The organism is Mesorhizobium sp. BR115XR7A (assembly GCF_020165315.1).
GTDB classification, from domain to species: domain Bacteria; phylum Pseudomonadota; class Alphaproteobacteria; order Rhizobiales; family Rhizobiaceae; genus Mesorhizobium; species Mesorhizobium australicum.
On the sequence record NZ_JAIUHW010000003.1, the window covers coordinates 292,835 to 317,786 of the forward strand.

Genomic DNA, 24,952 nt, shown 5'->3' on the forward strand with positions numbered 1-24,952 from the left:
CGGTCGCCACCAATGCAAAGGGATGCTGCCTGCGATGCAACAACATTCAACCGGATGGATGAGTGCCCTCGCAGGCATTTCGCTGGCCATGCTCGCGGTCGCACAGTCGGGTGCGGAGGCGGCGGTCACCCGAAGCGAATATTGCAGCCGGCTCGGTCTTCAACTCGACGGCGCCATCCAGACCAAGGCCAGGCCCGGTGCCAGTGCGAGCCAGATCGCGCAGGCAACGGCACTGCAGGACAAGGCGAACCGGTTCTGTGCCGAAAGCAAGCAGGCGCAAGGCATCCGGACCTACGCCAACGCCCTGAAGCTCCTCGGTGTGACACCGGTCGACCTCAACCAGTGACGAGCAGTCATCACCCTTGAAGACCGTCACGAAAAGGTCGGCTTTTTCCTGCGAGCAATGCCGCGAGCGGTCCGCCCTCGCGCAGCATGTCTTGCCCTTGTTGGATGGCGGCAAAGTCCTGATGACGGATCTGGGTGGAATCCGGGTAGAACGCGGTCGAGGAATTCTGCACGCCATCACCACGGCAATCTCTCGCCATCGCGAAAAAAGCCGCCGGTCGGGCCGTCGTCCGGCAAGGTCGCGGCCCAGACGATGCCGGCCGCCCCTTGCGCGACCGGGCGTCCGCCCGGTCCGCCCATGTCGGTGGCGACCCAGCCAGGGCAGACGGCATTGACCAGCACGCCGGAGCCGCGCAGCTCCGCCGCCAGCACGCGCGTCAGCGCGTTGAGCGTCGCCTTCGAGGTCGAATAGGCCGGCGCCCCCGCCCCCATTGAGGCCAGCGAACCGCCTTCGGACGACACATTGACCAGTCGGCCATGGCCGCCCGCCCCGAGCAGCGGCGCGAAGGCGGCGCCCGCCCGCCAGGCGCCGAAGACGTTGGTCTCGAACGCGTCGCGGATGACGGTCCAGTCGGGCCGCGAGGCGCGCGAGCCGGTGTCGTAATGGATGGCGGCATTGTTGATCAGCACGTCGAGCCGGCCGAACCGCCGCTGCACCTCTTCGGCTGCCGTCTGAGCCGCGTCAGGCGCGGCGACATCGAGCGCGATGACCTCGACATGGCCATCGAGCGCCTTGGCCGCCGCCTCGCCCTTGGCGATATCGCGCACGCCGAGCAGTACGGTGAAGCCGAGCTTGGCCAATTGCCGGCCGGTTTCCTGACCGATGCCGCGATTGGCGCCTGTGACGAGGGCGACTTTGTCGGAATGGGTGTTCATCTGTCATGCCTTTGTGGCTGCCGATCATCGAAGCGAAGATGGCACGGAGGGAATGAATTATTAGGCGGCGGAGATCGCAGTCATTGTGCGATCGATTGCATGGATTGGTTTGCGCAGGAATCGGGTGTCGGCCGGCGCTGCGCCATGCGATCGTTGATCCATCATGAGGACCGGTCATGCTCACGCTCCACGATTATCTGCCATCGCAGAACGGCTGGAAGGTCCGGGTCCTGCTCGGATTGCTTGAGATTCCCTACGACAGTCATCCCGTCTCGATTTTCGAGGGCGAGAGCCATACCGACGCCTTCCTGGCGCTCAACCCGGCAGGCGCTGTTCCCGTACTTCAACTCCAAGACGGCAGCGCTATTGCCGAATCCAATGCGATCCTCACCTACCTCGCCGAAGGCACGCCCTTCCTGCCGTCGGACCGCTATCGGCGTGCCAAGGTCATGCAATGGCTGTTCTTCGAACAGTACAATGTCGAGCCCGTCATCGGCTCGCTGCGCTTCTGGACCTTGACCGGACGGCTCGAGCGCAACCAGGCCATGGTTGCCGGAAAACGCGAAGCCGGAGCCCGGACGCTCGCCGCCCTGGACCGCAGCCTTGGCGAGACGCCGTTCCTCGCCGGCAGCGACTTCACCGTCGCCGACATCGCCGTCTATGCCTACAGCCATCGCGCCGGGGATTGCGGCTTTTCGCTCGTGGACTATCCGGCGTTCGCCGCATGGACGGAGCGCGTGCGCGATGCCATCGGACCCGGCTACCCCGTCCATCCCTACGGTATCGATCCGCATTCCGGAGCCTGAGCGCATGCGCTGACGGATCTGGCTCCCGCCAGAATCCGTCTCTGTTTACACCGCGGTGGAATAGGGATACTTTTTATCCTTAATAGGTCGGTCGGTACCGGCCCGGGAACCCGTGGATGATCCTGAAAAGCCAAGTCGAATGGGCACTGCACTGCTGCGCCATTCTCGCCGGTCTGCCCGAGGGGCGGTATCTCTCCACAAAAGCGCTTGCCGAGTTCCACGGCCTTCCCAAGGAATATCTCTCCAAGGCACTGCAAAGCCTGTCGCAGGCGGGACTGGTGCACACGACGCTGGGGCCGTCGGGTGGATACCGGTTGGCGCGGACGCCGGCAGAGCTGACCTTCCTCGACATCGTGGAGGCGGTTGAGGGCAAGGCGCGGACGTTTGTCTGCAACAATATCCGCGAGAACAATCCGTGTCGTCCCCAGGGCTATTGCGAAAGCAATCCTTGCCCGGTGGCGCGCATCATGTGGGAGGCCGATGAGGCCTGGCGCGCAAAATTGCGCGCCGTCAGGCTTTCCGACCTCACCGAAGCGTTGGCGCTCGACATCCCCGCGGAGCTTTGGAAAAACAGCTTCGAATGGGTGCTAGAGCGCGCCGGATGAACGTGGCCGCATAACCGTCGCGGGCGGCCGGTCTCCCGTCGCCGGCATGCAGGCGGCTAGCCATGCCCGCATCGTTCCGGGCGCCCGTTATCGACAGCGCCACGCCGAGATAGATGGCGGCGACCACCAGGTCCTGGAGCAGGCGCGCTTCTCGCGGCCTCAGGCGTGCCATGGGACGCCCACGGCCCTGGAAATACCAGACACGATGCCGGCAAGCCCGAGAAGGTTGATCAAGACCAGAGCCAGGAAATGATGACCGCCGAACATGGGCTCACCGACAGTATTTTGGCTGGCGGCAGGGCCGAACGCGAGGAAGGGCGACCGGCCTTGCCCCCTATTTCTTGGCCGGATAGGTCAATTCCTTCTGGGCGCTATCGACCACGAACACCGCCAGCAGCTTCGCGGGCTTCGTCTCGCTGCCGTTTTCGCTAACACTGTGGCGATCACCCGGCATCTCCGAAAAGCTCTCGCCGGCCTTGTAGACCTTGACCGGGGCGTCGTTGACCTGGCTGCGGATGGAGCCTTCCAGAACGGTGGCATAGATGAAGGCGGAGCTTGGATGCGTATGCGCCTCCGAATAGCCGCCCGGGCCATATTCGACGAGGATGCCCTTGATGCTCTTGCCGGGGGCATTCGGCAGTTCATGCTCATAGACGAGGGTGACCTTGGCGGCCTTCTCGCCGGCGCGATGGGCCTCCTTGGCTCCAACCGGGCCGGCCAGTGCCGCCGTCAGGGCGAGCGCGATGGCGATTGACTTGATCATTCGAAAACTCCTTTGTGTGTTGAGCTACGGCGCATCCTGCCGGTCATTTCCGCGCCGCGGTGGCGAACCATTGTTCGAAGGTGATGCGGCCAAGGCGCGGATTGTTGTCTGAGACGAGCGAAGTGTCGTTCAGCCTCGCGCCGAAGTAGAGCGCCTCCGGATCAGCCACGACCTCGCGGGGATCGCCGACAGCCTTGAGGTAGCGGGCGACGAGTTCGCTCATGCGCGCACGCTCCGGACCGGAAATCTCGATCATGCCGTTGATCGGCGCGCCGAGCGCGATCCCGGCCATCGCATCGGCGACGTCGTCCGATGCGATAGGCTGCACATAGGCCGGCGACAGGTGCACGGCCTCGCCGACCGTGCCGGACTTGGCGATGCTGGCCAGGAATTCCATGAACTGCGTCGAATGAACGATGGTGTAGAGGATGCCGGAGGCCTTGATCAGCTCTTCCTGGACGAGCTTGGCGCGAAAATAGCCGCAGTCCTGCAGGCGTTCGGTCCCGACAACCGAGAGCGCGATGTGGTGCCTGACCCCGGCAACTTTGCCCGCGGCGAGCAGGTTGCGGCCTGAAGTGGTGAAGAAATCCATGGCGGGCTGGTCCTCGAACGAAGGTGAATTGGCGAGGTCGATGACGACCTCGGCGCCAGCCAGCGCCACCTCCAGGCCTTCGCCCGTGATGGTGTTGACGCCGGTATTCGGGGCGGCGGCAACCACCTCGCAGCCCTGCTTGCGCAGCCGTTCGACCGTCTTGGAGCCGATAAGCCCGGTGCCCCCGATGATGACGATTTTCATGATAGTCTCCGTTCGCGGCCGCGCCGCGTCGTTGCTGGTTTCGTTGAGGGAGAGGTCAGTTCAGGCCGGCCTTGTCGAGGCCGTAGAGCTTGTCCGCGGAGCCGGGCACGGTCTTGAAGGCGACGCTGACACGGTTCCAGGCGTTGATGGCCATGATCGAGAAGGTGAGGTCGGAGATTTCCTTCTCCGAAAGCTGCCCGCGCACGCGTTCATAGAGCTCGTCCGGGATACCGCCTTCGGGGAGTTTGGTGACGGCTTCGGTCCAGGCAAGGGCGGCACGTTCTCGGGGAATGAATAGGATCGATTCGCGCCAGACGGCGAGATGGTACAGCCGCAGCTCGCTCTCGCCGTGGATCTTTGCTTCCTTGACGTGCATGTCGAGGCAGAAGGCGCAGCCATTGATCTGGGATGCCCTGACGTGGACCAGATCGCGGAGCTTCTCTTCGATCGCGCCATGTGTCTCGGCCATGCTGAAATCGAGGAGCTTCTTGAAGAGTTCAGGCGATTGCTGGGCGGCGTTCAGGCGCTGCGTCATGGTTTTTCCTTTTTTGGATATCTTGTGTCCTTAAGGATAATTAATATCCATAATGACTGGACAGTAAAGCGCCACCCGCCTACGATGCGAACATAAAGCTTATGTCGAAAAGTATGAGGGCGAGGATGGACGTCGTATCGGCGTTGCGAACGTTCCTGCGGGTGGCGCAGACAAAATCCTTCTCAGCGGCCGCCATCGACCTCAATCTGACGCAGCCGGCTGTATCCCGGCAGGTCTCCGCGCTGGAATCGCATCTCAAGACGCGCCTCCTGCATCGCACGACGAGCGCGCTCGCCTTGACGGCGGAGGGTGAACGGATGCTGCCGACGGCGCTGCGCGTCATCGAAGCGGTCGAAGCGCTCGGCGAAGCCAGCGGCGCCGAAGCGGCAGCCATATCCGGAAAGGTTAGGCTCAGCCTGCCGACGCCCCTCGGCTTCTTCCTCAGCGACCGTCTGGCAGGGCTGTTGGAGCGCCATCCGGCACTTCAGGTCGAACTGCTCCTTCGGGATGAACCGTCGGACGTGGTCGCGAATGCGATCGATCTCGAGGTACGCCTCGGGCCGGTCTGTGACAGCAGCCTGATCTGCCGCCGGATCGGCTGGACAACAGCCTTTCTCGTGGCCTCGCCAGCCTATCTCGAGGGACGCGACACACCGCGAACGCCGCAAGACATCAAGGATCACTCCTGCATTTGCTACAGCCGTGGCGGGGACGGCCGGTCGTGGTCGTTCTCCAGTGGAGCGGAGGAAGTGGTTCTGCGGATTGAGCCCCGCCTCGTCGCCAACAATTCGATGGCCGTCCATCGCGCTACCCTGGCGGGAGCCGGGCTTGCGGTGCTTTCCCACATCCTCGCCGGATCGGACATCGAAGCGGGCAGGCTGGTCAAGCTGATGCCGGATTTTCCGCCGACGCGCCTGCCGATCAATGTCGTCTACCCGTCCCGCCGGAATATCCCGCTGCGTGTGACAACGGTGCTCGACTTTCTTATCCAGGCCGTCCGCGGCGATGTCTTGATGGCGTCGTCGGCGCCCGTGCGGACAATTCCCGGACCCTTGACCCACACTACGGCGTCTGAAGGCTCCTATTTCTTTCCCTGCGGATAGATTGTCTCGCCGCGCTTCAGCATCGCCACGAAGGCTTCGATCTTCTTCTTGCGCCCGGCTTCGGTCTTCATGTTGTGGGTGCGGAAGGCGAGCGAGAAGCGGTTCTGCGCGCTGAGCTTTTCCAACATCGCCTTGGCCGCCGGCTCGGCATCGATCGCCGCTTGCAAATCATCGGGGATTTTCATCTCCTTGCCGCTGCCATAGGCACGTGCCCAGCGCCCGTCGGCCTTGGCCGCCTCGACCTGTTTCAGCCCGTGCTCGGTCATGCGGCCCTCCTCGATGAGCCGCGCGACATTGTCGATGTTGATCTTGCTCCAGATGCTTTTTTTGCCGCGCGGCGTGTAGCGCTGCAGGAAACTGTTCTCGTCCAGCCCCTTGCGCACGGCGTCGATCCAGCCGAAGCACAGCGCGACGTCGATGGCTTCCTTCGGTGTGATCGACTTCAGTCCCGAGCCTACCTTGTGAACCTTGATCCACACTTCGGTTTCCGTGGCGTGGTGCTGGCCGAGCCAGGTATGGAAACTGGCCGCGTCGGGAAATTCCCTGACCTTTTCGGGATCGACCTTGACCGGAGCCATCAGCGGGCCTGCCGGTTCAGAATTGTTGTCGCTAGGGCCCCTGTCATCTTGCCTCCGTCATCCTGCGGCCCGGCATCATGGCATCACACCCAATTCCCGTCAGCAGTGGAGACGCTGTCATGAAGTTGGAAACACACCATGGATTGCCGCGTTGCGGCTGAAGCGCGCCCGACCAGATGGAGGAGCACGACGCTTCCCCACCGTGCTATAGGACCACAAATGCCACGCGGGGGGATATGCCGCAATGAAATCTCTGCTCTTCGGCCTTGCCTTGTTGCTGCCGGGCGTGGCGCTGGCCGAACCGATCGAAACCCGCAAGATCATCACCGCGCTGACCGGCGACTTCAACGGCGACGGCGCTCCCGACCTTGCCATGGTGGTCGAGACCGGCCCGACCGACCCGATGGACATCCATTTCTTCCTCGGGGACAAGGAGCACAATTACCTCAAGCCTGTCGAGATCGTGCGCGAACAGATCGGTGGCGAGTGGAACGGCTACGACCGGCCGGGCTACGAAAACTCCGACGCCGAGCCGGAGCTGACAATGCTGCCCAACGGGTCGATCAAATTCCATCTGCCGGCGCCGGAGATCGGCAGCGAGCGCACCAACCAGACGCTGACCGTCGCCTACCGCAACGGCGCCTTCATCGTTGCTGGATTCGCCTACGATTCCGATGATTACCTGCAGGAGAATGCCGCCAGCGCCTGTGACTACAATGTGCTGACCGGCAAGGGCACCAGCTCGAAGCAGCAGCCGGACGGCAGCACGAAGCACAAGACCGTGTCGGCGGAAGGCAAGACCATCGCATTCCGGGACTGGAACTCGGGCGACGCCTTCGCTGCTTGCCGGGAATAATGGCTCGCTGGGCTTCGGCCGGCATCAGGCGGGTGGCGGCATTGCCGGCGTCAGGCCGTGACGGCGCATGATCTCCATCATCGCAGCTTTGTCGGGCGGCCCGCCGGCAGCGGCGTTAAGCAGACCGAATGCCTCGCGGAAATAATCCGGACCAATCGCCGCCGGCGTGATGACGCACAGCGTCTTGGCATCCCGGGTGCCGTTATTGTCGAAGCGGTGGACGGCGCCGCGTGGAATACACAGCGCCTCCCCCGGCCCAACCTCGATCGGCTTGCCGTTCACGGTCCAGGTCAAAACCCCGTCAATGCCGTAGATCGTTTCCTCGTAATGGTCGTGGCTGTGCGCCGGCGCGGGCAAGCGCTGCGCGCTTGGCACCATCAGTTCGAAAGCGGCGACGCTGCCGTTCGAATTTTCGCCCGACACCAGGAAACGGACCGACAGCCCCTTGGTGCCGATGGTTTCATCGGCTGGGTTGACCTCAGGATTCATGGATGACATTGCGCAAACCCCTCCGGTAAATTACATTTACTAGTCATCAGTAAACTCAATTTACCGGATCGTCAATGGCCACCTCCACCGAAGTTCTGCAGACCAAGACCGAGGACCTTTTGATCGGCGCCCTGCTGCGCGTGCCAGCCCAGGCGATCCAGCGCCGGCTGATCAGGGAGCTCAATGCCGCCGGCTTCGACGAACTGCGTCTGCCGCATATGGCCGTGCTGCAGTTTCCCGGCCCGGACGGCGCGCGGCCCGGCACGATCGCCGAGCGTGCCGGCATGAGCAAGCAGGCCATCAACCAGCTGCTCACCAGTCTGGAAGGCTACGGTTATCTCGTCCGCTCCGACGGCGAAGGCAGCGCGCGCGTGGTGCGGTCCACCGAGCGCGGCCACGCCGCTTTCTGGAAAATGGTCGACATATTGCGCGACATCGAGGAGGACTGGCGCACCGAACTTGGGCCGAAGCGCTTCGCCGAACTTAAGGCACTCTTGTTCGCAGTCTGGGATAGCCCGCTGGCCCGTTGACCAAGCTCCGGCCATCGAGGCAATCGGGTTTCCAAACCGCACGGCGTCGGACCAATCGGCATCTCCGATAGCACCATCGGTTTCTTCCGTTTCCCCTCACCGCATCGAGCTGCCAATTCCCTGCCCTTGTCCAACCAACGAAGGCAGAGCGGAATGAGCATTTCGAACCAGAGAATCCTGATCGTCGGCGGCGGATCCGGCATGGGCCTCGCGCTTGCAAGGCGCTGCCTGGCAGCCGGGGCCGAAGTCATCATCGCCGGGCGCGGCGAGAACAGGCTGCGGCAGGCGCGTGAGGCGCTGGGCAATCCCGCAGGGCTGGGGATGGCCACTGTCGATATTGCGCGGGAAGACCAGGTCGGGGCGTTGTTCGCCGGGATCGGCGGCCTCGACCATATCGTCAGCACCGCCGCCGACATCGAAGGCGCCTACCGGCTGCTGCCGGAGCTCGATCTCGAGGCGGCGCAACGCGTGGTCGACAGCAAGCTCTTCGGCCCGCTGCTGCTTGCCAAGCATGGTGCGCCACGGTTGGCAGTGGCTGGATCGATGACCTTTGTCTCCGGCATCGCCGCCTACCGGCCGGCTGCGCGCGGCTCGGTCGTCGCCGCCGTCAATGCCGCGCTCGAAGGGCTGGTGCGGGCGTTGGCGATAGAACTCGCGCCGCTCCGCGTCAACGCGGTGTCGCCCGGCTGGGTCGATACCAACATTTGGGCGCAAGTGGCGGGCGACAGGAAGGCAGAGACGCTTGTGGCGATGGCCGAGCGGCTGCCGGTCGGCAGGATCGGCCAGCCCGAGGACATCGCCGACGCGATTGCGTTCCTCGTCGGCAATGGCTTTGCCACCGGCACGACGCTCCACGTCGAGGGCGGACATCGTCTCGTCTAAAACAGACGGCTCTACGAAACGCTTTCAAAGCAAGACTTTGGAGCGGCTTGCGGATTCAGCGTCTGAACTGGCTTTCGGGGATGCCGGCGCCTGCATGTCGCTCGCGGCGGTAAGCAGGCGGCGCAATGCCGGCGGCTGGACGCGCCGGCGCCGCCAGATCATCGTCAGCGGCGCCGCCTGTTCCGGGCCAGGCCAAGGCAGTTCGATCAGCTCACGACGCTTGAGCGCGTCGCTGACGGCCAGACGTGGAATGAGGCCCAGCCCCGCGCCGGCCGCCACCAGCCGGGCAATGGCACCGATGCTGCCGACTTCGGCGGCAAGTTCAGGCGTACCAGTGCCCGCCTCGGCAAAGGCGGTGTCGAACATGTGCCGGTAGATGCATCCAGGCTCCGTTGCCACGAAGCGCAGCGCGGCAAGGGCGGCCAGGTCGCACGGAACCGGCTTCTGCCCCGGCGCGGTGACCAGCGCCAGCGGTTCGGCCAAAATCGTGCGCCTGGCGAAGCGCTGATCGGCGCCGCCGTTGGACATATCGCGGCGCTCGAAACAGAAGGCGACATCGATGTCGCCCTCCTCCAGCAGGCGCAGCAGCGCGCCGCTATCAGTCACTTTCATGCGCACGGCGATATCAGGATAACTGGCCTGGAACCCCGGCAGCCAGGGCGCCAGCCGGGCCGAGGCGATCGTCTCCAGCGCGCCGATGGTCAGCGCTCCGCTGGTCTGTCCCGCCGCCGCGAGCACCGCCGCCCGCGCTTCGGCATCGAGCCGCAGCAGTTCCTCGGCGATGGGCTTCAACGCCAGTCCCGCCGAGGTCAGTTCCAGGCCCGACTTCAAGCGCGTGAACAAGACAGCGCCCAGCTCGGCCTCCAGCGACTGGATCTGGTCGCTCACACTCGACTGGGCGAGATGAACCGTCTCGGCGGCGCGCGTGACGGTACGGCAGCGCGCCACCACGAGGAAGGTCTTGAGCAGTCTTGGATGCATCGGCTGGCCGAAATCGCCCGGCCTACTGCAGCTGCGGCTTTTTCAGGAAACTGCCGCGGTCGGCGGATTTCACACGCAGCCACGTTTCGCGGCCGTCGCGCACCACCCGCATCGGGATCTCGGCACCGGCCGAACCGCTTTCCCACAGCTTGCGATAGAAATCGGCGAGCCCGTCGACCGCGCCGTCGCGAACCTCGGAGATGACGTCGCCTTCGCGCAGGCCGGCCTTGGCGGCCGGGCCGCCCTCGGTCACGCTCATCACCACCACCTTGCCGTCGCTTTCGGCCGACAGCGCCCCGAGCCACGGGCGCGGCGGCTTAGCCACCTGGCCACGCGTCAGCAGGTCGTCGAGGATCGGCGGCAACAGGTCGATCGGCACCACCATGTTGATATCGGCCACCTCGCCGGCGCGGCTCATCTGCAGGCGCAGCGAACCGATGCCGAGCAGTGCGCCCTCGGCGCTGAACAAGGGCGCGCCGCCCCAGGACGGATGCGCCGGCGCGATGAAGATCGCCTCGTCGAGCAGATACTCCCAATAGCCGGCGAATTCCTGCTTGGTGACGATCTTGGCCTCGACTGCCCGGCCGATGCCGTCGGCAAGCACCACCGCGTCGCCGATCCTGGCCTTGCCGGCATCGCCCAGCGCCACGGCCGGCAGGCCGGTCGGCGCCAGCGCCTGGACGAGGCCAAAGCCTGATTCCTGGTCGTAGGCCAGCGCATGCGCGGGAATGACACGGCCGTCATGCGAGGTCAGCCAGACCTCTTCCGCCTCGGTGATGAGATAGCCGATGGTCAGCACCAGCCCGTCATCGCGGATGACGACGCCGCTGCCTTCCCTGAGCGTGCCGAGGGCCCCGGCCGTGAAGGCATCCTCCGGAACGGTCGCCCGCACGGCAACCACGGAGCGCGGATTGGGATTGATGGTCATGATTTTGTCCTGCGATGCGAATGCCTGGCGGCTTGCTGTATAGGTATGCCACGCGGGAGAAGGCGCAAGGGGTGAGAACGGTGGCCATGGACCACGAAGCCAATCACTTGGCCTTTCGAGGTTCGAACGCCCGGCAGGACAATGCGGCGGCCCAAGATTAACATAGTTCAACACAAGTTGAACTTCCCCCTCCACAGCCCTACCTATAAACGCCTATCCATCCTTCCCACGACACGAGGCCGCGCAATGACCGAATACACCCCGCCGAAAGTATGGACCTGGAACAAGGCCAATGGCGGCACCTTTGCCAGCATCAACCGGCCGATCGCCGGTCCGACGCATGACAAGGACCTGCCCGTCGGCAAGCACCCGCTGCAGCTTTATTCGCTGGCGACGCCGAACGGCGTCAAGGTAACGGTGATGCTGGAGGAGCTTCTGGCGCTTGGCCACAAGGGCGCCGAATACGACGCCTGGCTGATCCGGATCAACGATGGCGACCAGTTCGGCAGCGGCTTTGTCGAGGTCAATCCCAATTCCAAGATCCCCGCCCTGATGGATCGCAGCGGCAAGACCCCGCTGCGCGTCTTCGAATCCGGCTCGATCCTGGTCTATCTCGCCGAAAAATTCGGTGAATTCCTGCCCACTGAACAGCCGGCCCGGGCGGAAGTGCTGTCCTGGCTGTTTTGGCAGATGGGTTCTGCGCCTTATCTCGGCGGCGGTTTTGGCCATTTCTACGCCTATGCGCCGGAGAAGTTCGAATACGCCATCGACCGCTTCTCGATGGAGGTGAAGCGGCAGATGGACGTACTCGACCGCCGGTTGGCCGAGGTCGAGTATCTCGGTGGCAAGGACTATTCGGTCGCCGATATGGCGGTCTGGCCCTGGTATGGCGGGTTGGCGCTCGGCCGGATGTACAATGATTCCGCCGAATTCCTGTCGGTTCAGGATTACAAGCACGTTCAGCGCTGGGCAAAGGCGATCGACGAACGGCCCGCTGTCCAGCGTGGCCGCATGGTCAACCGCGCCTTTGGCGAACCGTCCATGCAACTGCACGAACGCCATGACGCCAGCGACTTCGACACCAGGACGCAGGACAAGCTGGCCGCCGAGTAAATTCTGGAGAACTGGCGGGCGACAAGCAAAAGCCCATCACCGGATTAAATCGGTGATGGGCTTTTTGCTTGATGCATGAGACGGATCAGTGAAGAACTTCCACGATCTGACGGGTGTCCGGGTCGACCAGCACGGTCTGATCGTTGATCACCGCAACGCGATACTTGACATTGGGGACTTCGCGCAGTTCGACCTTGTCCGGCACGGACGAGCCGAGCTTGAGCTCGACGCCCAGCAGGTTCACCGACGCCAGCGGCTCCTTCTTGATGTATTCGCGAACCACCATCTCCTGTTCCGGCTGGACCACGATCGTGTCCGCCAGGGCCGCTCCGACACCGCCTAGCAGGACGATGGCAGCCGCGGCGCTCGTAAGATAACGTTTCATAACAACCTCCATGATTGGATATTTTCGCTCCGCCTCAGGGAAAACTCTCACGCAACTGGGAGGTTCCATCCTTGTTTGTGAAATAAATGTGGCGCGCAACCAGAAACATGCCACATTTTATTATGCACACATGTGAAGATAAGCACCGGTATGCTTTTCTTTTCTGAAGAAACTTCTTCTAATTTGCGGGAATAGCAAAAACATCGCGCTTTGCAGCGCAAGCAGTGACGCCTCTTTCTCGGATTACCCGCTCCTTAGCAACAACTAACGTATACCGAAGAGTGTCGTTCCAAATGCCCTACCGGCTCCAAAAAAGGCCCGCCCTGCCGGGAGCAGAACGGGCCTTCAACGGACCGGTGGAGGTGGCGCCTCACCGATCGCGGCAGGAAAAACGCACGCATCGCGGCTTCGTTCCACCGGCCGCCGCGATTTGGCGGAAGGTGCGCAACGCTCGATACCGGAGCGGGAGCTCTTCGTCAGAATCGAACGCCGTCCCGATGGAGCGGCGGCACCGGGTTGACTGCATCCGGGCTCATCGCGACGTCTTGCGCGCGCCTGTAGATCAGCCCCACGACGAGCACGAAATAGCCGACCTGCAGGACGACCAGGACCACCACTGTCCAGCCAAGCGCCACCCAGAACGAACCGGTAGCAATATAGGTCCACACTGCGACAACGATCGTGGTCGCCGACATCCCGACGAGAAAAGACCCAAAATACATCGACCATCAAGATCGCCGAACCGGTTCCGGTCCCGGCGACTCCCTGCCCATCTCCACACCCGCGCACAGGCTTTCATTATTTTAGCAATTACGCAAGTATGGTGTCCCTCTGGGCGTCCATGTAGAAGTTTGTTGCGTCGCGGCCCCGGCAGGAGCAGTTTGATTCTCACGGACCGCGATATCAGGAAAAGAAGTCCGGTGGGGATTGGAAATGACGCTCAAGCTTATCGGCGCCGGTTTCGGCCGCACCGGCACATGGTCGACCTTTGCAGCGCTGAACAGGCTCGGCCTGCCCTGCTATCACATGCAGGAAGTGATCATAAACAAGGCCAATAAGGGCCATCTTGATTTCTGGCGCGCGGTGGCCAACAGCCCGCCCGGCACCCAGCACGATTGGAACCGCGTGTTCGCAAACTATACGGCCACCGTCGACAATCCAGGCTGCTGCGTCTGGAAGGAATTGATGGCTGCCTACCCCGACGCCAAGGTGCTGCTGACATTACACCCACGCGGCGCCGAGGCCTGGTATGAAAGCACCATCGACACGATCTACTTCACCGAGAACCTGTGGCAGTTCAAGGTCCTGGAATGGCTCACACCGTTCGGCCGCAAGTTCGGCGACATGTCGCGCAAGCTCATCTGGGGCCGCACATTGGCCGGCGTCATGGGTGACCGCGACAAGGCGGTTGCCCGCTACGCCAGCTATGTCGACGAAGTGAGAGCAGCCGTGCCGCCGGAAAAGCTGCTGGTGTTCAACGTCAGCGAAGGCTGGGGGCCGCTCTGCCATTTCCTCGACGTCGCCCAGCCAAACGAAACTTTCCCCAACCTGAACGACCGCGAAACGATCAAGAAGATCATCCGCGACATCATCAAAGGCTCCTACATCATGCTGGGGCTGACGATGGCCGCCATCGCGGCGGTGATCGCGGCATTGTGGTGGTGGCTGGGGTAACGGCAAGCCCAGGCAGTTCGATCCCTTGCCTGCATGGAGCGGTCAAGTTTTTCGCTCCGAAACAAACGACCTCAAGAGCTACCCGCTTTCACGCGGGCAGGCTGGCTGGCAGCGGCTCTCGCCGGAATTTTGCGCTTGTCTTTGCCTGCCGGGCAGCCACCAGCCCATGCCTGTCCGAGCAGGCTACCGTTCTTGAACCTGGCGGCGAGGCCGGGTGATCATATCTCGATTGGATAAAATAGCGGAACGTCCAATGGACATTGCCGGAACCGAACGGGGCCTCTCGGACTTTCGGGCGCACGAAACAAGACCTTGGTCCTACAAGGAAAACCGATCAGTTCGATCCGCAGGCGCGCAGCCTATCGAGTCAGATAGCGACGCAACGTCCCCGGTCAATCCATGGACCAGCACTTTGCCATACTGCGTTGCCGCCTCGCCAAGCCGTCTGGCGGTTGGCCGATCATGCCGGCTTAGAATGCCGGGCCTTGCAGCCGCTGCCTATTCCGCTTTCGCGGAAGTTTCCGAGGTTTGGGCGATGTGCGATGGTGTTGTTGCGGCGGTACGAGCCGCCCTGGTTGGCGCGGGCGCCGAGCACACCCCAACAATGCGCCCCCCCCGTCCGCGTCGACCATGGCAAGCGCCCGGTTACTTGACCAGCGTCCATACCCCGGCCCAGCGTCTTCAGGCATTCACCCCGGCGCCCCTGCAAACAGCACGACGCCGTCACCACCGGCCGCTGGCCAATCCCTGATGGTGCGGTCGGAGCCGCCGGTCAGCACCGTGCCATCGGCGGCGAAGGCGACTGCGTAGATCGGTCCGGTCTGGCTGTCGAACATGGCGATCTGATTCCCACTCGCCATGTCCCACAGCCTTGCGGTGCCGTCGAGTGATCCCGACAGCAGGCGTTTGCCGTCGGCCGATAGCACCAGTGCGTAAACCGTGCCCTCGTGGCCCTCGAAGCGCTTCACCTCGCGGCCGCTGTCGACATCCCAGACCTTGATCGTCAGGTCGCCGCTGCCGGTGATCAGATGATGCCCGTCGGCGGTGAACACGGCGCCATAGGTGCCTTGCTCATGGCCGTGCCAGCTGCGCAACTGCTTGCCGCTGTCGATGTCCCAGAGTTTCAGCGTCCCGTCGATGCTGCCCGAGAGGGCCTGCTTGCCATCGGGCGAGACGGCGACCGCGCTGATCGACCAGTCGTGGCCGGTCAGCACATGCAGCACGGACCCGTTGACGAGGTCCCAGATAATGACGTTGCCGGTGTCGTGCCCGCTGACGGCGCGCCTGCCGTCCGGGCTGATCGCCAGCTTGTTGACGCCACCATTCTGGCCGGATTGGAAGACGTGCAGCACCGCGCCGTCGGCGAGTTTTCGCTGCACGATCTCACCGTCGTCGCCGGCCGTCAGCGCACTGACGCCGTCGGGCATGTAGAGCGCGGTGCGCGCCATGTCCTTGTGAACGCCGAGATTGCGCATCAGGTGCTTGCCGCCCACGTCCCAGAGCTTAATCGTGTGGTCGGTGCTGGCGCTCATGATCGAACGCCCATCCGGCGCCACCGCCAGCCAGACGACCGCATCGCGATGGCCGTCGGGCTGCGTTGGTGCCGCCGGCGGCAACGGCGGCAACGGCGCCACCGTCGGCGGCGGAATGACCGCGACCTCCGGCGGCGTCGCGGCCGCAGACGCCGGCGGAACAGCAGGCGCGGCCACCGGCGGAGCTGGTTGCACCGGCAAAGCCGGCGGGTTTGCAGCGGCTGGCGGCGTGGCCGTCTGCTCGGGCGGCGGGGCCTGCGGCAAAGGCGGTGTCGGAGCAACCGGCGACGGCTCCGGCGGTTCCGGCTTCGGCGCGGATTCCATGGGCGGCGCGCTGGCGACATGCTCGCCACCCTCATGCGGCCGCCACGAGCCGAACCCGTCGCCAAGCAGCGCCAGCAAGACAACCACTGGCAGCACCAGGAAAGTCCGGCGCAGGCGTGGGCGGCCCGCCGGCTTCAATTCGGCGTCCCTGCCGAACAGCGGCACCCCGGCCGCGTGCACGGGCCGGCCGGGCAATTGACCCGCCAGGAACAGCAACGCACCGATGAAACAGGCAAGTGCCGCCGCCGAATATGCCGCCGGCCGCAGCATGGCAACGTCGAGCCCGGCAAGGCCACGCCCGGCGAGGATGTCGATCAGCGGATAGACATGGGCCAGACAGGCGGCCGCGACCACAGCCAGGCCAAGCGCCAGCGACCTGTCAGCCAACCTGTTCATCGCGCATCCTCCTCGCCTGGCCTTCAGGTCAGACTATCAGCGTCATGGGCGTATCGCAAAATGCCGCCGGGCATCGCGTGAGACGGACGCAGACAGCTGCGGTATAAGAAGATCTGCGGCGGCCCTGCTCAAGAAAACCCAGCTTGAGGTTGATTGCGCCGCCTCCGTCGTGGCCACGGATCTCCGGTTCGACCAGACGACGCCGACAAAGGTTAGTGTTCAATTTACCACGGTCGCTGCCGATAGGAACTCAGCCATCCCCGGCGAAATATTGACAGCGGACGGAGTTATGACACACTCCGCCCGGGATATAGTGGAGAGCTTGCATCATGAAGAAGATTTATGAACGGCCCGTTTTGATCAGGAAGGGCAATCTGAAATTGATCACAGCCGCGACCAACGGGCCGATTGTGATCTCGATCACGAAGTAATCAGCTGGTCAGAACCAGGTCGTCTACAACCATTTGCCAGTGGTGTTTCGTCGAAAGGCGGACACGGGTGATCTCCCTGAGCATCGGGGCGTAGCGCAGCGGCGTGAGCGCCGACAGCACCATTTCATCGCTGGCGACCAACCGGTCGCCCGACCAGCTTTCGATCAGCGCCGTTTCCCCCTCCGCCTTCAGCCAGGCAGCGCTGAGCAGCACCGAGTGGAAGACAAATGGCGTCTCGCGGCTGAACTCGGCCGGATAGCCGCTGCTGGTGTATGCCACGTGGTCGCCTGAAACATTGCCGTTGACATAGCCCTCGCTGTCCTTGGTGTGGTCATTCGCCATGGCGTTCAGGTTGCGCCAGTCGAGCCCGGCGTGGCCGCATGGGATCTTGCGGAAGCCGCGCCCGGTGACGTCGTCGAAGCCGATTGTGCGCGCCGCCGCCTCATCCACCGGCGCCCGGGGCGAAAGCAACCCGAGATCGGTGGGGTAAGGCGACAGCACCAGCCGGCGGTCGAGCCCGCCGCCGGTGATCACCACAGTGTCGGCGTCGTCGGCAAGCTCGAACCGGAAGGCCGAAGCCGGCGCCAGCGTCCGGCTCTCCGTCACCTGCCCCCGCGCCATCACCGACAGGGTCGCGCTACCGCCTGCCGCCATCCTGCCGGCCAGGCTGCGCACCGGTGCCAGCCCGACCGGCCGCGGCAGGTCCTGCGATATCAGCCCGGCGGGCGAGCCGGGTGCCAGCCGGAACTCTATCGACTGCGTGTCGTTGGCGCTTGGCGAGCGCCAGCCCGGCGGCACTGAAACGGAGAACCGGTAGGCGGCCGGCACGCGGATCGCAGCCGTCAGCGCAGATGTCGACATGGCGAAATTGGCATAACCGCCATTGTTCGTCCTCGAGGACGCGACAAAGCCACCCTGCCCGTCGAACAGCCGCACCATGATGCCGGCCATGGGCCGGTCGGCCACGCCGTAGCTGCCGTCGCGGTCGACGTCGAAATAGACGAAGGACGAGTAGTTGACGGTGCCGGTGCTGCGGCTCCAGTCGGTGCGCACGGCGTAGTCGTTGGCAGGATTGGCCCGGCGCAGCGCCCGACGGCGCAGGCGCGCCTTGCGCAACAGCTGAATGGCGGCAACCGCGGCGGCAATGATCGCGAGCGCCGCCACAAGCAGGCCGACAAGAGCGAGGTCACTCATGGCAGACCGGCTTCGGTAGCCGCTCGCCATTGTCACAAATGCAATGCATCAACTATCCCCGCCGATCCTGTCCAGCTTAGCGCGAGAGACAACCCGCGGAAAAGGGTGCGTGCGCCGCTGACGGACGTGAAATCCCTCACCCCAATTCCACCCAGACCGGCGCGTGGTCGCTGGCGCCATCTTGCCCGCGCACGTCACGATCGATGCCGGCGGCCCTGAGCTTGCGCACCAGCGTCTTCGACAACAGGATGTGGTCGAGCCGCAGGCCCGCGTTGCGTGGCCAGCGGTTCCGGCGGTAATCCCAGAAGGTGTAGAGCGTTTCCTTCGGGTATTTCTTGCGCAACGCATCGGTCCAGCCTTGTTCGAGCAGCGCGGCGAAGGCGGCGCGGCTTTCCGGCTGCACCAGCGCGTTGTCGTCATAGGAGCGTGTGGCGTAGATGTCGCGCGGCTCGGGCACGATGTTGTAGTCGCCGGCCAGCACCACGGGCAGGCCGGTGTCGATGAGTTGTTCGGCATGCGCTTCCAGCCTTGCGTGCCAGGCGAGCTTGTAGGTGAATTTCGGTCCCGGCCGCGGGTTGCCGTTCGGTGCATAAAGGCAGGCGATGACGATGCCGTTCACCGCCGCCTCGATGTAGCGGCTCTGCCGGTCGGCATCGTCGCCGGGCAACACATCGCGGGTCAGCACCGGCTCGGCACCGCGCGCGAGTATGGCGACGCCGTTCCAGGTCGGCTCGCCTTTCCACACCGCGCCATAGCCGGCATCGGCAAGCGCGGTACGCGGAAACTGCGTGTCGCGCGCCTTCAGTTCCTGCAGGCAGACCACATCGGGTTTTGCGGAGCCGAGCCACGACAGCAGGTTGTCCAGCCTGCTGTTGATGTTGTTGATGTTGAAGCTGGCGATCTTCATTGGGATCAGGGCGCGATCCTGCCCATCCAAGCCTTCACCGTCTCCGCCAGCGTCGTCAGATGATCCGCGGTAGAGAAACCCGAAATACTCTTGCGCGGCTTCAAATCATGGTCGCCGTCCTCCAGCCAGATCACTTCGATGGCATCGGAAAGGTTGTAGGTCGCGACCTCGTCCTTGGTGCCGAACTCGTCGCGTGTGCCTTGGAAGATCAGCGTCGGCGTCTTCAGCCCGGCGAGATGTTTTGTCCGCAATTGCTCGGGCTTGCCAGGCGGATGGAAGGGATAGCCGAGGCAGACCAGTCCTAATATTTCGCCCTTGGAAAACATCTCGTCGGCGATCATCGACGCGACCCGCCCGCCCATCGACTTGCCGCCGATGATGAGCTTGCCCGTCACGCCCTTCGCCCTGAGGTCGGCGATCGCGTTGATGTATTCCGGGTTCACCGTTTCGGCACGCGGTGGCGGCTTGCGCTGGCCGTAGCGGCGCGCGGCCATATAGTGGAACTCGAAGCGCACGACCTGGAAGCCAGCGGCGGCCAGCGCCTTTGCGGTGGCTGTCATGGAAGGAGAGTCCATTGAAGCGCCGGCGCCATGGGCAAGCAGGATGGTGACGGGAGCGGTGTCGTGGCCGTCGAAGAGGAAGCTGGTCATGATGTGACACCCCGCGCGACGGCGAAGCTGCCGAGCTCCCCCCAGGAAGGGGGCGATCGGCTGTCATCGCGGCCTTCGCCAACCATTGTCACCCCACCGACTTCGCCAGCTGCATGTCCACGAACCGCACACCCCTGGCAGCCACCCCTGCCCATTCCGAGACCGCGTCGAGCTCGAGGTACCGCATCCACAGCCGCCGCGCCTCGAGCAGATTGCCGGCGTCAAACTCCAGCCGCGCCAGATTGAACACCGGGTCGGCATAAGTCTTGTCGAGCGCGATCGCCTTCTGCAAATGCCTTCGCGCCGAAGCGTCGCGCCCTTGCTCGCTCATCAGCCCGGCCAAGTTGAACCAGGCTTCGACGAAGGCCGGATCGAGCTTGATCGCCCTGGCATAATCATGCGCGGCTTCCGCCACGCGCCCGGACCCGCGCAAACAGTTGGCGCGGTTGAAGGCGGCGATGGCGTCGGTGGGATCGATGGCGAGGCAGCGCTGATAGAGTGCGGCGGCCCCGTCATGGTCCCCGCCCTCCTCGGCGGCTTCCGCCTCGGCGAACAAGTCTTCCAGCGTGTCGTCGCCTTGTGCCGCGGCACCGAGATCGAACAGCAGCTGCCCGTCGAGCTCGCTCTGGCCGCCTTCGAGGTAGATGGCGTCGGGGCGGCCGTGCTGCGAGCCGACATTGAGCGACTTGGCGGTCAGCGAAGCCACCGGGCCAGAGCGGTGGACGGAGCGCGCGATCGCGCCCCATGTCGCGCCCCCGGCGATCAGCCCCGCATATTTGCGCGCCAGGATCAGGTCGCGGAAGGAATAGGGCTCGCCATCATGCTCGAAGGCGTCGAACAGGCTGAGCCTGTCGAGATCGGCGCCGGACAGCCTTGACTGGTCGATCAGCGATTGGCGCGACAGCGAAGAGGCCTCGGGCGCCTTCATCAGCCCGAGCAGCCGCAGGAAACCGTTCTCGCTCATGAGAATGCGCCCGGCCGCGCGCTCGGCGCCAACGCGACGTTCGATCTCGCTATCGCTATTTTTGGTGAGTCCGGCCTTGGTCAGTCCCGCCTTGACCAACAATGCGCGTCCGAACACGACATGCGTGGTGCGGCGGGTGACGCCGCGCCTGAGCTGGCCGTGCTGGCGCTCCACCTCGCGTGCGGCAAGCCTGAGCGGAAACGCCGCCAGTGCGCCGATCGTGCCGAAGACAGCGCCCGGAACGGCCGGAGCCGTCATTTCTTGCTCTTGCCGACCGCCTTGAGCAGGTTGGCCTTGAGCGGATTTTCAGGCGCACCACCCGCGGCCGCCTTCTTCGCGGCGGGCTTGGCGGGCTCGTCGGCCTTGCTCTTCGACTTGGCCGGCGGCTTCGACTGAGACAGGCTGGCCTTCAGCGCATCCATCAGGTTGATGACGTTGCCGCGCTCCGGTGCCGCCGCGATGATCGGCTTGTGGCCCTTCAGCTTCTCGCGGATCATCGTCATCAGCGCGACCTCGTAGCGGTCCTCGTAATTCTTCGGATCGAAGGTGGTTTCCTTCTGCTTGATCAGCGCTTCGGCAAGCTGCAGCATTTCCGGGTCAGGCTTGCCGGCTGGAATGTTGCCGAAATATTCAGCCGTGCCACGCACTTCGTTCGGGTTCCTCAACGTGCACACGAACATCCCGTTCTCGCGCGCGCCGATCGTCACCACGCGCTCGCGGCTGGACAGCACCAGCCTGGCGATGGCGAGCTTGCCGGATTTGCGCATCGCTTCGCGCAGCACGGCGAAAGTCTCTTCCGCCATCGCCCCGTCCGGCGCCATGTAATAGGGCGCGTCCTGATAGATGACGTCGACCTCGTCCTCATCGACGAAGGCCTCGATGTTCATCGTGTGGTTGGATTCGATGCGCACCGCGTCGAGGTCGGTATCGTCAATGATGATGTACTGCTTGTCCTCGTACTCGTAGCCCTTGACCAGATCCGCCCGCTCGACGAGCCCCAGTTCAGGGTCGACCGGCTTCATGTTGATGCGGTTGTGGGTCTTCTTGTGCAGCTGGTTGAACGAGATGCGCTCGCTGGCGCTGGTGGCGGGATATAGCCGCACCGGACAGCTGACGAGACTGAGTTTGAGGTAACCCTTCCAACTTGCCCTGGGCGCCATGATGAACTCCTACGCGGCCATGCACTGACTGTTACTTCGCAGCGCTTCGTCCGAAGGACGAACAAGGCTGCGCAAATCCTACACCGACCCCGCACAATACCGACAAATCCCTGACGAAATCTTCCCGCCGGGGCTGCGAGAGGACCGGCGACAAGATAATTCAAATTGTCGAAAGCGTCGATGGCGTTTGAGCCGACACGCCGGCGACCACCGCGAACGCTCCACGCTTCGTCATCCTAGGGTCTTCGCGACGGAGCTTCGCTCCTGCTTCGCCCTAGGATGACGAAGTTCAGGAGCCCTGGTCGTCGAAGGGCGCCTCAAAGCCCGTTTACCTTTCCCGAGACCACCGGCAAATCCCTGGCGAAGTCGTCGATCTCAGCCCACGGATCGCCCGACGTCTCCAGCAACCCCGGCAGCGACGCATAATTTAAATCCTGCGGTGCATCGATCGCCTCCAGATCGGCCCAGCTCACCGGTGTCGAGGCCGGCAGGTTGGTTCGGGCGCGCAGCGAATAGGGCGCGGCCGAGGTGTGGCCGCGCGCGTTGCGGTGATAGTCGATGAAGATGCGCCGCTTGCGGTTTTCCTTGCCCATTGTGGTGGTGAAGGTGTCGGGCGCGGTGGCCGCTAGATGCGTTGATATGGCGCTGGTTGCCTGATGCAGCTTCTTCCAGTTCTGCTTTTGCGTCACCGGCACGGTGATGTGGATACCGCTGCCGCCGGAGGTTTTTGCGAACGGCACCAGGCCAAGCCCCTCCAGCTCGCCCTTGATGTGCACGGCGGCCTCCACCACCTCGCGCCAGGAAATCCCCTCGCCCGGGTCGAGGTCGAGGACGATCTGGTCGGGCTTGTCGAGGCTCGAGCGATGCGTGCCCCAGGTGTGGAACTCGACGACGCCGAACTGCGCCAGCGCCAGGTATCCTTTCGCGCCCTCGACCGAGAGATAGGACTTGGTCTCGCCCTCGGAATTGGTCGCCTGGAATGTCACCACCGAAGGCGGCATGCCGGTGAACGCATGACGCTGGAAGAAGCAGTCCTTGGGCAGGCCGGTCGGGCAGCGCACCAGCGACACCGGGCGGCCAAGGATGTGCGGCAGCATGAAGTCGCCGACCAGCGCGTAATAGACGGCGATGTCGAGCTTGGTCGGGCCGGTCTTGCCGAACAGCCGCCGCGTCGGGTTTGTCACCCAGATGGTGGCGAGATCGGCTTCGGCGATCAGGCGCTTGCGCGTCGAGGAGACCGGCGTCGACAGGCCGACATCCCTGAGGCCCCGGAACACACCGTGGCGCAACGAATTGTCCGCGGTTCGATTGGCGTAGTGGATGCGCGCCGAAAACAGCGGCTTGACCCAATGCATCTCGCGCATGATTTCGCGCGGCACGCCTTCCGGCGGCGTGGCGCCGGATGTGAGCGGCCCAAGCCGGGCCAGCAGGTCGGCCGCGGTCCCGGCATCGAAGCCGGTGCCGACCTTGCCGCGATAGTGCAGTTCGCCGTCCACCCACTCGGCCATGCCGAGCGCGGCCAGCCCCTCGGCCGCGTCCGAAATGGTGTAGCCGGCGATGACGAAATCGTCCTTTTCGAGTGCCTTGGTCTTGGTCCAGCTCTTGGTGCGGCCGCTCTGATAGATCGCGGTGGCGCGCTTGGAGACCACGCCCTCCAGGCCGAGTTCCGTCACCTGGTCGTAAAGCGCTTGCCCGGAACCCTCGACATGGTCGGAGAACTGGATCGCGGAGTTGGCGCCAAGCCCGCCAAGCAGTTCGGCCAACAGCGCCTTGCGCCGGATGAGCGGCACCTTCATCAGGTCCCAGCCCTCGAGATGCAACAGGTCGAAGGCGTAGAAATGCAGCTTGCTGCCGGCGCCCGCTGCCAGCGCGTCCTGCAACAGCGCAAAGCGGGAAATGCCCTTGGCATCGAGCACGACGATCTCACCGTCGATGATCGTCTCGCGGCACGGCAGCTTGGCGAACGCATGTGGCAAGTCGCCATAGCGTCTCGTCCAGTCGATGCCACCGCGCGTGATCAGCCGCACCTGCCCGTCGGAGATATGCGCCATGGTGCGGTAGCCGTCGAATTTGATCTCGTGCAGCCAGAGCTCGTTCGTATTCTCGGCAAGGCCTTCGCCGCCCGGCGGCTTCGGCACCTGGCTCGCCAGTTGCGGCTCGATGCGGCTCAGCGCTGGCGCCTTGGCCGCGCCCGGCAGGTCGCCCGGCTTCAGCGAACCGGGCTTTGGCGCGGACTTCGCGGCCGGCTTAGGTGGCGCTGCCAGCTCCTCGATGCGCAAGCCGGATTTCACGCTTTCCGGCCGCGCTTCGAGGATATTCAGCCCCGTGTCGGCGGCGAGGTCGCGCTCCTTGAACAGCAGCCAGTTCTCCTTGTTCTCGTCTTCGCCGGGCTTTGGCTTCAGCCGGGTCAACATCCAGCCGCCATTGAGCTTTTCGCCGGCCAGCCGGAACTTGAAGGCGCCGGTGCGCAGGCTTTTGTCGACATCGTCCATCGGCGCCCAGCTGCCGGTGTCCCAGACGATCATCGGCCCGCCGCCATATTCGCCTTCGGGAATGACGCCCTCGAAATCGATGTATTCGAGCGGATGGTCCTCGGTCTCCACCGCCAGCCTTTTGTCGGCTGGGTTGAGCGAGGGCCCGCGCGGCACCGCCCAGCTTTTCAAGACATCGCCGACCTGCAGGCGCAGATCGTAGTGGTCCGCCGTGGCGTGATGCTTATGGATGACGAAGCGGTTGCCGTCCCCCGTCATCAGCCCGCCGGCCGGCTCCGGCGTCTTCGAGAATTCGCGCTTGGCGCGATAGGATCCGAGCTTGGCGGGCGGCATGTCAAAAGCCGAGCCTGGCGGAAACCAACAACCGCCTTGTTCCTTCGCGCCGTGGGGCGCTACCCTGGCACCGCTCGCGATTTATCATGTGGTCTCAGTCGTCCGTCGCCGGCGTCAGCTCCAGCTCGGCCGGCGACAAACCCTGCTGCAACTGGCTCAGCCGGAACTCATCCACCCAGTAGGCCTCGCCGTCGACCAGCACGCGCGCACTGTAGGTGCCGCCTGAGAAACGCTGCGCGGTGACGTAGACCTTGTGGCGGTCAAGTGCCTTGCGCACCGCGGCGCGCTTGGAGTTCTGGCCGTTCACGGCAGTGGACATGCGCT

The 24,952-nt window shown here is 64.1% G+C and carries 28 protein-coding genes and 1 pseudogene; 9 read left to right on the forward strand and 20 right to left on the reverse strand.

Annotated features, from left to right (window positions below; genetic code table 11):
* Positions 1–58 precede the first annotated feature (58 nt).
* The gene (locus tag LB557_RS08320) at positions 59–346 is read left to right on the forward strand and encodes a hypothetical protein (protein ID WP_224527170.1); all 288 of its coding nucleotides are present in this window, start codon (positions 59–61) and stop codon (positions 344–346) included.
* A 10-nt stretch (positions 347–356) separates the two neighbouring features.
* Here the strand turns inward: LB557_RS08320 and LB557_RS08325 are convergent, their stop codons facing one another.
* Entirely contained in the window at positions 357–518 is a 162-nt protein-coding gene (locus LB557_RS08325; RefSeq protein ID WP_224643092.1) for a hypothetical protein, read from the reverse strand.
* 4 nt (positions 519–522) lie between these two features.
* Positions 523–1,221 (reverse strand): SDR family NAD(P)-dependent oxidoreductase, encoded by a 699-nt coding sequence (locus tag LB557_RS08330; protein WP_224643093.1) that lies wholly within the window; start codon positions 1,219–1,221, stop codon positions 523–525.
* 176 nt (positions 1,222–1,397) lie between these two features.
* On the opposite strand from LB557_RS08330, the gene LB557_RS08335 reads away from it, so the two are divergent.
* The gene (locus LB557_RS08335; RefSeq protein WP_224643094.1) at positions 1,398–2,027 is read left to right on the forward strand and encodes a glutathione S-transferase family protein; all 630 of its coding nucleotides are present in this window, start codon (positions 1,398–1,400) and stop codon (positions 2,025–2,027) included.
* A gap of 116 nt (positions 2,028–2,143) precedes the next feature.
* Complete coding sequence (locus tag LB557_RS08340; protein WP_015316869.1) at positions 2,144–2,632, forward strand: RrF2 family transcriptional regulator; 489 nt, start codon at positions 2,144–2,146, stop codon at positions 2,630–2,632.
* An 82-nt stretch (positions 2,633–2,714) separates the two neighbouring features.
* Here LB557_RS08340 and LB557_RS08345 read toward each other — a convergent pair.
* The 4 genes and pseudogenes from LB557_RS08345 to LB557_RS08360 all read right to left on the reverse strand — a co-directional run.
* Positions 2,715–2,899, reverse strand: a pseudogene (locus LB557_RS08345) (hypothetical protein); the annotation flags it as partial.
* A 67-nt stretch (positions 2,900–2,966) separates the two neighbouring features.
* Complete coding sequence (locus LB557_RS08350) at positions 2,967–3,395, reverse strand: cupin domain-containing protein (RefSeq protein WP_224643095.1); 429 nt, start codon at positions 3,393–3,395, stop codon at positions 2,967–2,969.
* A gap of 43 nt (positions 3,396–3,438) precedes the next feature.
* Positions 3,439–4,191 carry an SDR family oxidoreductase gene (locus LB557_RS08355; RefSeq protein WP_140716431.1) on the reverse strand — a complete coding sequence of 251 codons (753 nt, stop codon included), beginning with the start codon at positions 4,189–4,191 and terminating at the stop codon, positions 3,439–3,441.
* A 55-nt stretch (positions 4,192–4,246) separates the two neighbouring features.
* Positions 4,247–4,726 (reverse strand): carboxymuconolactone decarboxylase family protein, encoded by a 480-nt coding sequence (locus LB557_RS08360; protein ID WP_015316865.1) that lies wholly within the window; start codon positions 4,724–4,726, stop codon positions 4,247–4,249.
* A 125-nt stretch (positions 4,727–4,851) separates the two neighbouring features.
* Between LB557_RS08360 and LB557_RS08365 the strand changes: the two genes are divergently transcribed.
* Positions 4,852–5,829, forward strand: a complete 978-nt coding sequence (locus LB557_RS08365; protein ID WP_141906960.1) for a LysR family transcriptional regulator — start codon at positions 4,852–4,854, stop codon at positions 5,827–5,829.
* On the opposite strand, the gene LB557_RS08370 is transcribed toward LB557_RS08365, so the two are convergent.
* Positions 5,808–6,407, reverse strand: coding sequence for a YdeI/OmpD-associated family protein (locus LB557_RS08370; protein ID WP_140725121.1), 600 nt, complete (start codon positions 6,405–6,407; stop codon positions 5,808–5,810). The two genes, LB557_RS08365 and LB557_RS08370, sit on opposite strands and share 22 nt — an antisense overlap.
* A gap of 244 nt (positions 6,408–6,651) precedes the next feature.
* On the opposite strand from LB557_RS08370, the gene LB557_RS08375 reads away from it, so the two are divergent.
* A complete protein-coding gene (locus LB557_RS08375; protein WP_224643096.1) occupies positions 6,652–7,263 on the forward strand; it encodes a hypothetical protein in 612 nt (203 codons plus the stop codon).
* Between the two features lie 24 nt (positions 7,264–7,287).
* Here LB557_RS08375 and LB557_RS08380 read toward each other — a convergent pair whose 3' ends face one another.
* Complete coding sequence (locus LB557_RS08380; protein ID WP_224643097.1) at positions 7,288–7,761, reverse strand: cupin domain-containing protein; 474 nt, start codon at positions 7,759–7,761, stop codon at positions 7,288–7,290.
* 65 nt (positions 7,762–7,826) lie between these two features.
* Here LB557_RS08380 and LB557_RS08385 point away from each other — a divergent pair, with 65 nt between their 5' ends.
* Both LB557_RS08385 and LB557_RS08390 read left to right on the forward strand, forming a co-directional pair.
* On the forward strand, positions 7,827–8,282 hold the full coding sequence (locus LB557_RS08385; protein ID WP_015316860.1) for a MarR family winged helix-turn-helix transcriptional regulator: 456 nt from the start codon (positions 7,827–7,829) through the stop codon (positions 8,280–8,282).
* 153 nt (positions 8,283–8,435) lie between these two features.
* Entirely contained in the window at positions 8,436–9,164 is a 729-nt protein-coding gene (locus LB557_RS08390) for an SDR family oxidoreductase (RefSeq protein ID WP_224643098.1), read from the forward strand.
* A 24-nt stretch (positions 9,165–9,188) separates the two neighbouring features.
* Here LB557_RS08390 and LB557_RS08395 read toward each other — a convergent pair whose 3' ends face one another.
* Both LB557_RS08395 and LB557_RS08400 read right to left on the reverse strand, forming a co-directional pair.
* Positions 9,189–10,145, reverse strand: coding sequence for a LysR family transcriptional regulator (locus tag LB557_RS08395; RefSeq protein WP_224596927.1), 957 nt, complete (start codon positions 10,143–10,145; stop codon positions 9,189–9,191).
* A gap of 22 nt (positions 10,146–10,167) precedes the next feature.
* A complete protein-coding gene (locus tag LB557_RS08400; protein ID WP_023775064.1) occupies positions 10,168–11,073 on the reverse strand; it encodes a S1C family serine protease in 906 nt (301 codons plus the stop codon).
* Between the two features lie 246 nt (positions 11,074–11,319).
* On the opposite strand from LB557_RS08400, the gene yghU reads away from it, so the two are divergent.
* Positions 11,320–12,186 carry a glutathione-dependent disulfide-bond oxidoreductase gene (gene yghU, locus LB557_RS08405; RefSeq protein ID WP_015316856.1) on the forward strand — a complete coding sequence of 289 codons (867 nt, stop codon included), beginning with the start codon at positions 11,320–11,322 and terminating at the stop codon, positions 12,184–12,186.
* Positions 12,187–12,271: 85 nt separating this feature from the next.
* Here yghU and LB557_RS08410 read toward each other — a convergent pair whose 3' ends face one another.
* Together LB557_RS08410 and LB557_RS08415 are read right to left on the reverse strand one after the other, a co-directional pair.
* Positions 12,272–12,571, reverse strand: coding sequence for a DUF1236 domain-containing protein (locus tag LB557_RS08410; protein WP_224643099.1), 300 nt, complete (start codon positions 12,569–12,571; stop codon positions 12,272–12,274).
* A gap of 476 nt (positions 12,572–13,047) precedes the next feature.
* The gene (locus tag LB557_RS08415) at positions 13,048–13,293 is read right to left on the reverse strand and encodes a hypothetical protein (RefSeq protein ID WP_140663471.1); all 246 of its coding nucleotides are present in this window, start codon (positions 13,291–13,293) and stop codon (positions 13,048–13,050) included.
* 211 nt (positions 13,294–13,504) lie between these two features.
* Here LB557_RS08415 and LB557_RS08420 point away from each other — a divergent pair, with 211 nt between their 5' ends.
* Complete coding sequence (locus tag LB557_RS08420; RefSeq protein WP_224643100.1) at positions 13,505–14,245, forward strand: sulfotransferase family protein; 741 nt, start codon at positions 13,505–13,507, stop codon at positions 14,243–14,245.
* Between the two features lie 689 nt (positions 14,246–14,934).
* Here the strand turns inward: LB557_RS08420 and LB557_RS08425 are convergent.
* From LB557_RS08425 to LB557_RS08460, 8 genes are all read right to left on the reverse strand, one after another.
* Complete coding sequence (locus LB557_RS08425) at positions 14,935–16,497, reverse strand: WD40 repeat domain-containing protein (protein ID WP_224643101.1); 1,563 nt, start codon at positions 16,495–16,497, stop codon at positions 14,935–14,937.
* Positions 16,498–16,928: 431 nt separating this feature from the next.
* Entirely contained in the window at positions 16,929–18,122 is a 1,194-nt protein-coding gene (locus LB557_RS08430; RefSeq protein WP_015316850.1) for a hypothetical protein, read from the reverse strand.
* 136 nt (positions 18,123–18,258) lie between these two features.
* Positions 18,259–19,029 (reverse strand): exodeoxyribonuclease III, encoded by a 771-nt coding sequence (locus LB557_RS08435; protein WP_015316849.1) that lies wholly within the window; start codon positions 19,027–19,029, stop codon positions 18,259–18,261.
* Positions 19,030–19,034: 5 nt separating this feature from the next.
* Positions 19,035–19,679 carry an alpha/beta family hydrolase gene (locus tag LB557_RS08440; RefSeq protein WP_224643102.1) on the reverse strand — a complete coding sequence of 215 codons (645 nt, stop codon included), beginning with the start codon at positions 19,677–19,679 and terminating at the stop codon, positions 19,035–19,037.
* 88 nt (positions 19,680–19,767) lie between these two features.
* On the reverse strand, positions 19,768–20,901 hold the full coding sequence (locus LB557_RS08445; protein WP_224643103.1) for a tetratricopeptide repeat protein: 1,134 nt from the start codon (positions 20,899–20,901) through the stop codon (positions 19,768–19,770).
* Positions 20,898–21,803, reverse strand: a complete 906-nt coding sequence (locus tag LB557_RS08450; RefSeq protein ID WP_140663483.1) for a Ku protein — start codon at positions 21,801–21,803, stop codon at positions 20,898–20,900. Before LB557_RS08450 ends, LB557_RS08445 begins: the two co-directional genes overlap by 4 nt.
* Positions 21,804–22,120: 317 nt before the next feature.
* The gene (gene ligD, locus LB557_RS08455) at positions 22,121–24,628 is read right to left on the reverse strand and encodes a DNA ligase D (protein WP_224643104.1); all 2,508 of its coding nucleotides are present in this window, start codon (positions 24,626–24,628) and stop codon (positions 22,121–22,123) included.
* Between the two features lie 94 nt (positions 24,629–24,722).
* Complete coding sequence (locus LB557_RS08460) at positions 24,723–24,947, reverse strand: hypothetical protein (RefSeq protein ID WP_015316844.1); 225 nt, start codon at positions 24,945–24,947, stop codon at positions 24,723–24,725.
* Positions 24,948–24,952 lie beyond the last annotated feature (5 nt).

Excerpts from the sequence above, each read along its gene's own strand:
- LB557_RS08395 (WP_224596927.1), bottom strand. The coding sequence starts at position 10,145 with ATGCATCCAAGACTGCTCAAGACCTTCCTCGTGGTGGCGCGCTGCCGT.
- LB557_RS08335 (WP_224643094.1), top strand. The coding sequence starts at position 1,398 with ATGCTCACGCTCCACGATTATCTGCCATCGCAGAACGGCTGGAAGGTC.
- LB557_RS08450 (WP_140663483.1), bottom strand. The coding sequence starts at position 21,803 with ATGGCGCCCAGGGCAAGTTGGAAGGGTTACCTCAAACTCAGTCTCGTC.
- LB557_RS08435 (WP_015316849.1), bottom strand. The coding sequence starts at position 19,029 with ATGAAGATCGCCAGCTTCAACATCAACAACATCAACAGCAGGCTGGAC.
- LB557_RS08380 (WP_224643097.1), bottom strand. The coding sequence starts at position 7,761 with ATGTCATCCATGAATCCTGAGGTCAACCCAGCCGATGAAACCATCGGC.
- LB557_RS08415 (WP_140663471.1), bottom strand. The coding sequence starts at position 13,293 with ATGTATTTTGGGTCTTTTCTCGTCGGGATGTCGGCGACCACGATCGTT.
- LB557_RS08370 (WP_140725121.1), bottom strand. The coding sequence starts at position 6,407 with ATGGCTCCGGTCAAGGTCGATCCCGAAAAGGTCAGGGAATTTCCCGAC.
- ligD (WP_224643104.1), bottom strand. The coding sequence starts at position 24,628 with ATGCCGCCCGCCAAGCTCGGATCCTATCGCGCCAAGCGCGAATTCTCG.
- LB557_RS08365 (WP_141906960.1), top strand. The coding sequence starts at position 4,852 with ATGGACGTCGTATCGGCGTTGCGAACGTTCCTGCGGGTGGCGCAGACA.
- LB557_RS08340 (WP_015316869.1), top strand. The coding sequence starts at position 2,144 with ATGATCCTGAAAAGCCAAGTCGAATGGGCACTGCACTGCTGCGCCATT.
- LB557_RS08440 (WP_224643102.1), bottom strand. The coding sequence starts at position 19,679 with ATGACCAGCTTCCTCTTCGACGGCCACGACACCGCTCCCGTCACCATC.
- LB557_RS08355 (WP_140716431.1), bottom strand. The coding sequence starts at position 4,191 with ATGAAAATCGTCATCATCGGGGGCACCGGGCTTATCGGCTCCAAGACG.
- LB557_RS08360 (WP_015316865.1), bottom strand. The coding sequence starts at position 4,726 with ATGACGCAGCGCCTGAACGCCGCCCAGCAATCGCCTGAACTCTTCAAG.
- LB557_RS08420 (WP_224643100.1), top strand. The coding sequence starts at position 13,505 with ATGACGCTCAAGCTTATCGGCGCCGGTTTCGGCCGCACCGGCACATGG.
- LB557_RS08460 (WP_015316844.1), bottom strand. The coding sequence starts at position 24,947 with ATGTCCACTGCCGTGAACGGCCAGAACTCCAAGCGCGCCGCGGTGCGC.
- LB557_RS08375 (WP_224643096.1), top strand. The coding sequence starts at position 6,652 with ATGAAATCTCTGCTCTTCGGCCTTGCCTTGTTGCTGCCGGGCGTGGCG.
- LB557_RS08330 (WP_224643093.1), bottom strand. The coding sequence starts at position 1,221 with ATGAACACCCATTCCGACAAAGTCGCCCTCGTCACAGGCGCCAATCGC.
- LB557_RS08445 (WP_224643103.1), bottom strand. The coding sequence starts at position 20,901 with ATGACGGCTCCGGCCGTTCCGGGCGCTGTCTTCGGCACGATCGGCGCA.
- LB557_RS08390 (WP_224643098.1), top strand. The coding sequence starts at position 8,436 with ATGAGCATTTCGAACCAGAGAATCCTGATCGTCGGCGGCGGATCCGGC.
- LB557_RS08320 (WP_224527170.1), top strand. The coding sequence starts at position 59 with ATGAGTGCCCTCGCAGGCATTTCGCTGGCCATGCTCGCGGTCGCACAG.
- LB557_RS08410 (WP_224643099.1), bottom strand. The coding sequence starts at position 12,571 with ATGAAACGTTATCTTACGAGCGCCGCGGCTGCCATCGTCCTGCTAGGC.
- yghU (WP_015316856.1), top strand. The coding sequence starts at position 11,320 with ATGACCGAATACACCCCGCCGAAAGTATGGACCTGGAACAAGGCCAAT.
- LB557_RS08425 (WP_224643101.1), bottom strand. The coding sequence starts at position 16,497 with ATGAACAGGTTGGCTGACAGGTCGCTGGCGCTTGGCCTGGCTGTGGTC.
- LB557_RS08350 (WP_224643095.1), bottom strand. The coding sequence starts at position 3,395 with ATGATCAAGTCAATCGCCATCGCGCTCGCCCTGACGGCGGCACTGGCC.
- LB557_RS08385 (WP_015316860.1), top strand. The coding sequence starts at position 7,827 with ATGGCCACCTCCACCGAAGTTCTGCAGACCAAGACCGAGGACCTTTTG.
- LB557_RS08400 (WP_023775064.1), bottom strand. The coding sequence starts at position 11,073 with ATGACCATCAATCCCAATCCGCGCTCCGTGGTTGCCGTGCGGGCGACC.
- LB557_RS08430 (WP_015316850.1), bottom strand. The coding sequence starts at position 18,122 with ATGAGTGACCTCGCTCTTGTCGGCCTGCTTGTGGCGGCGCTCGCGATC.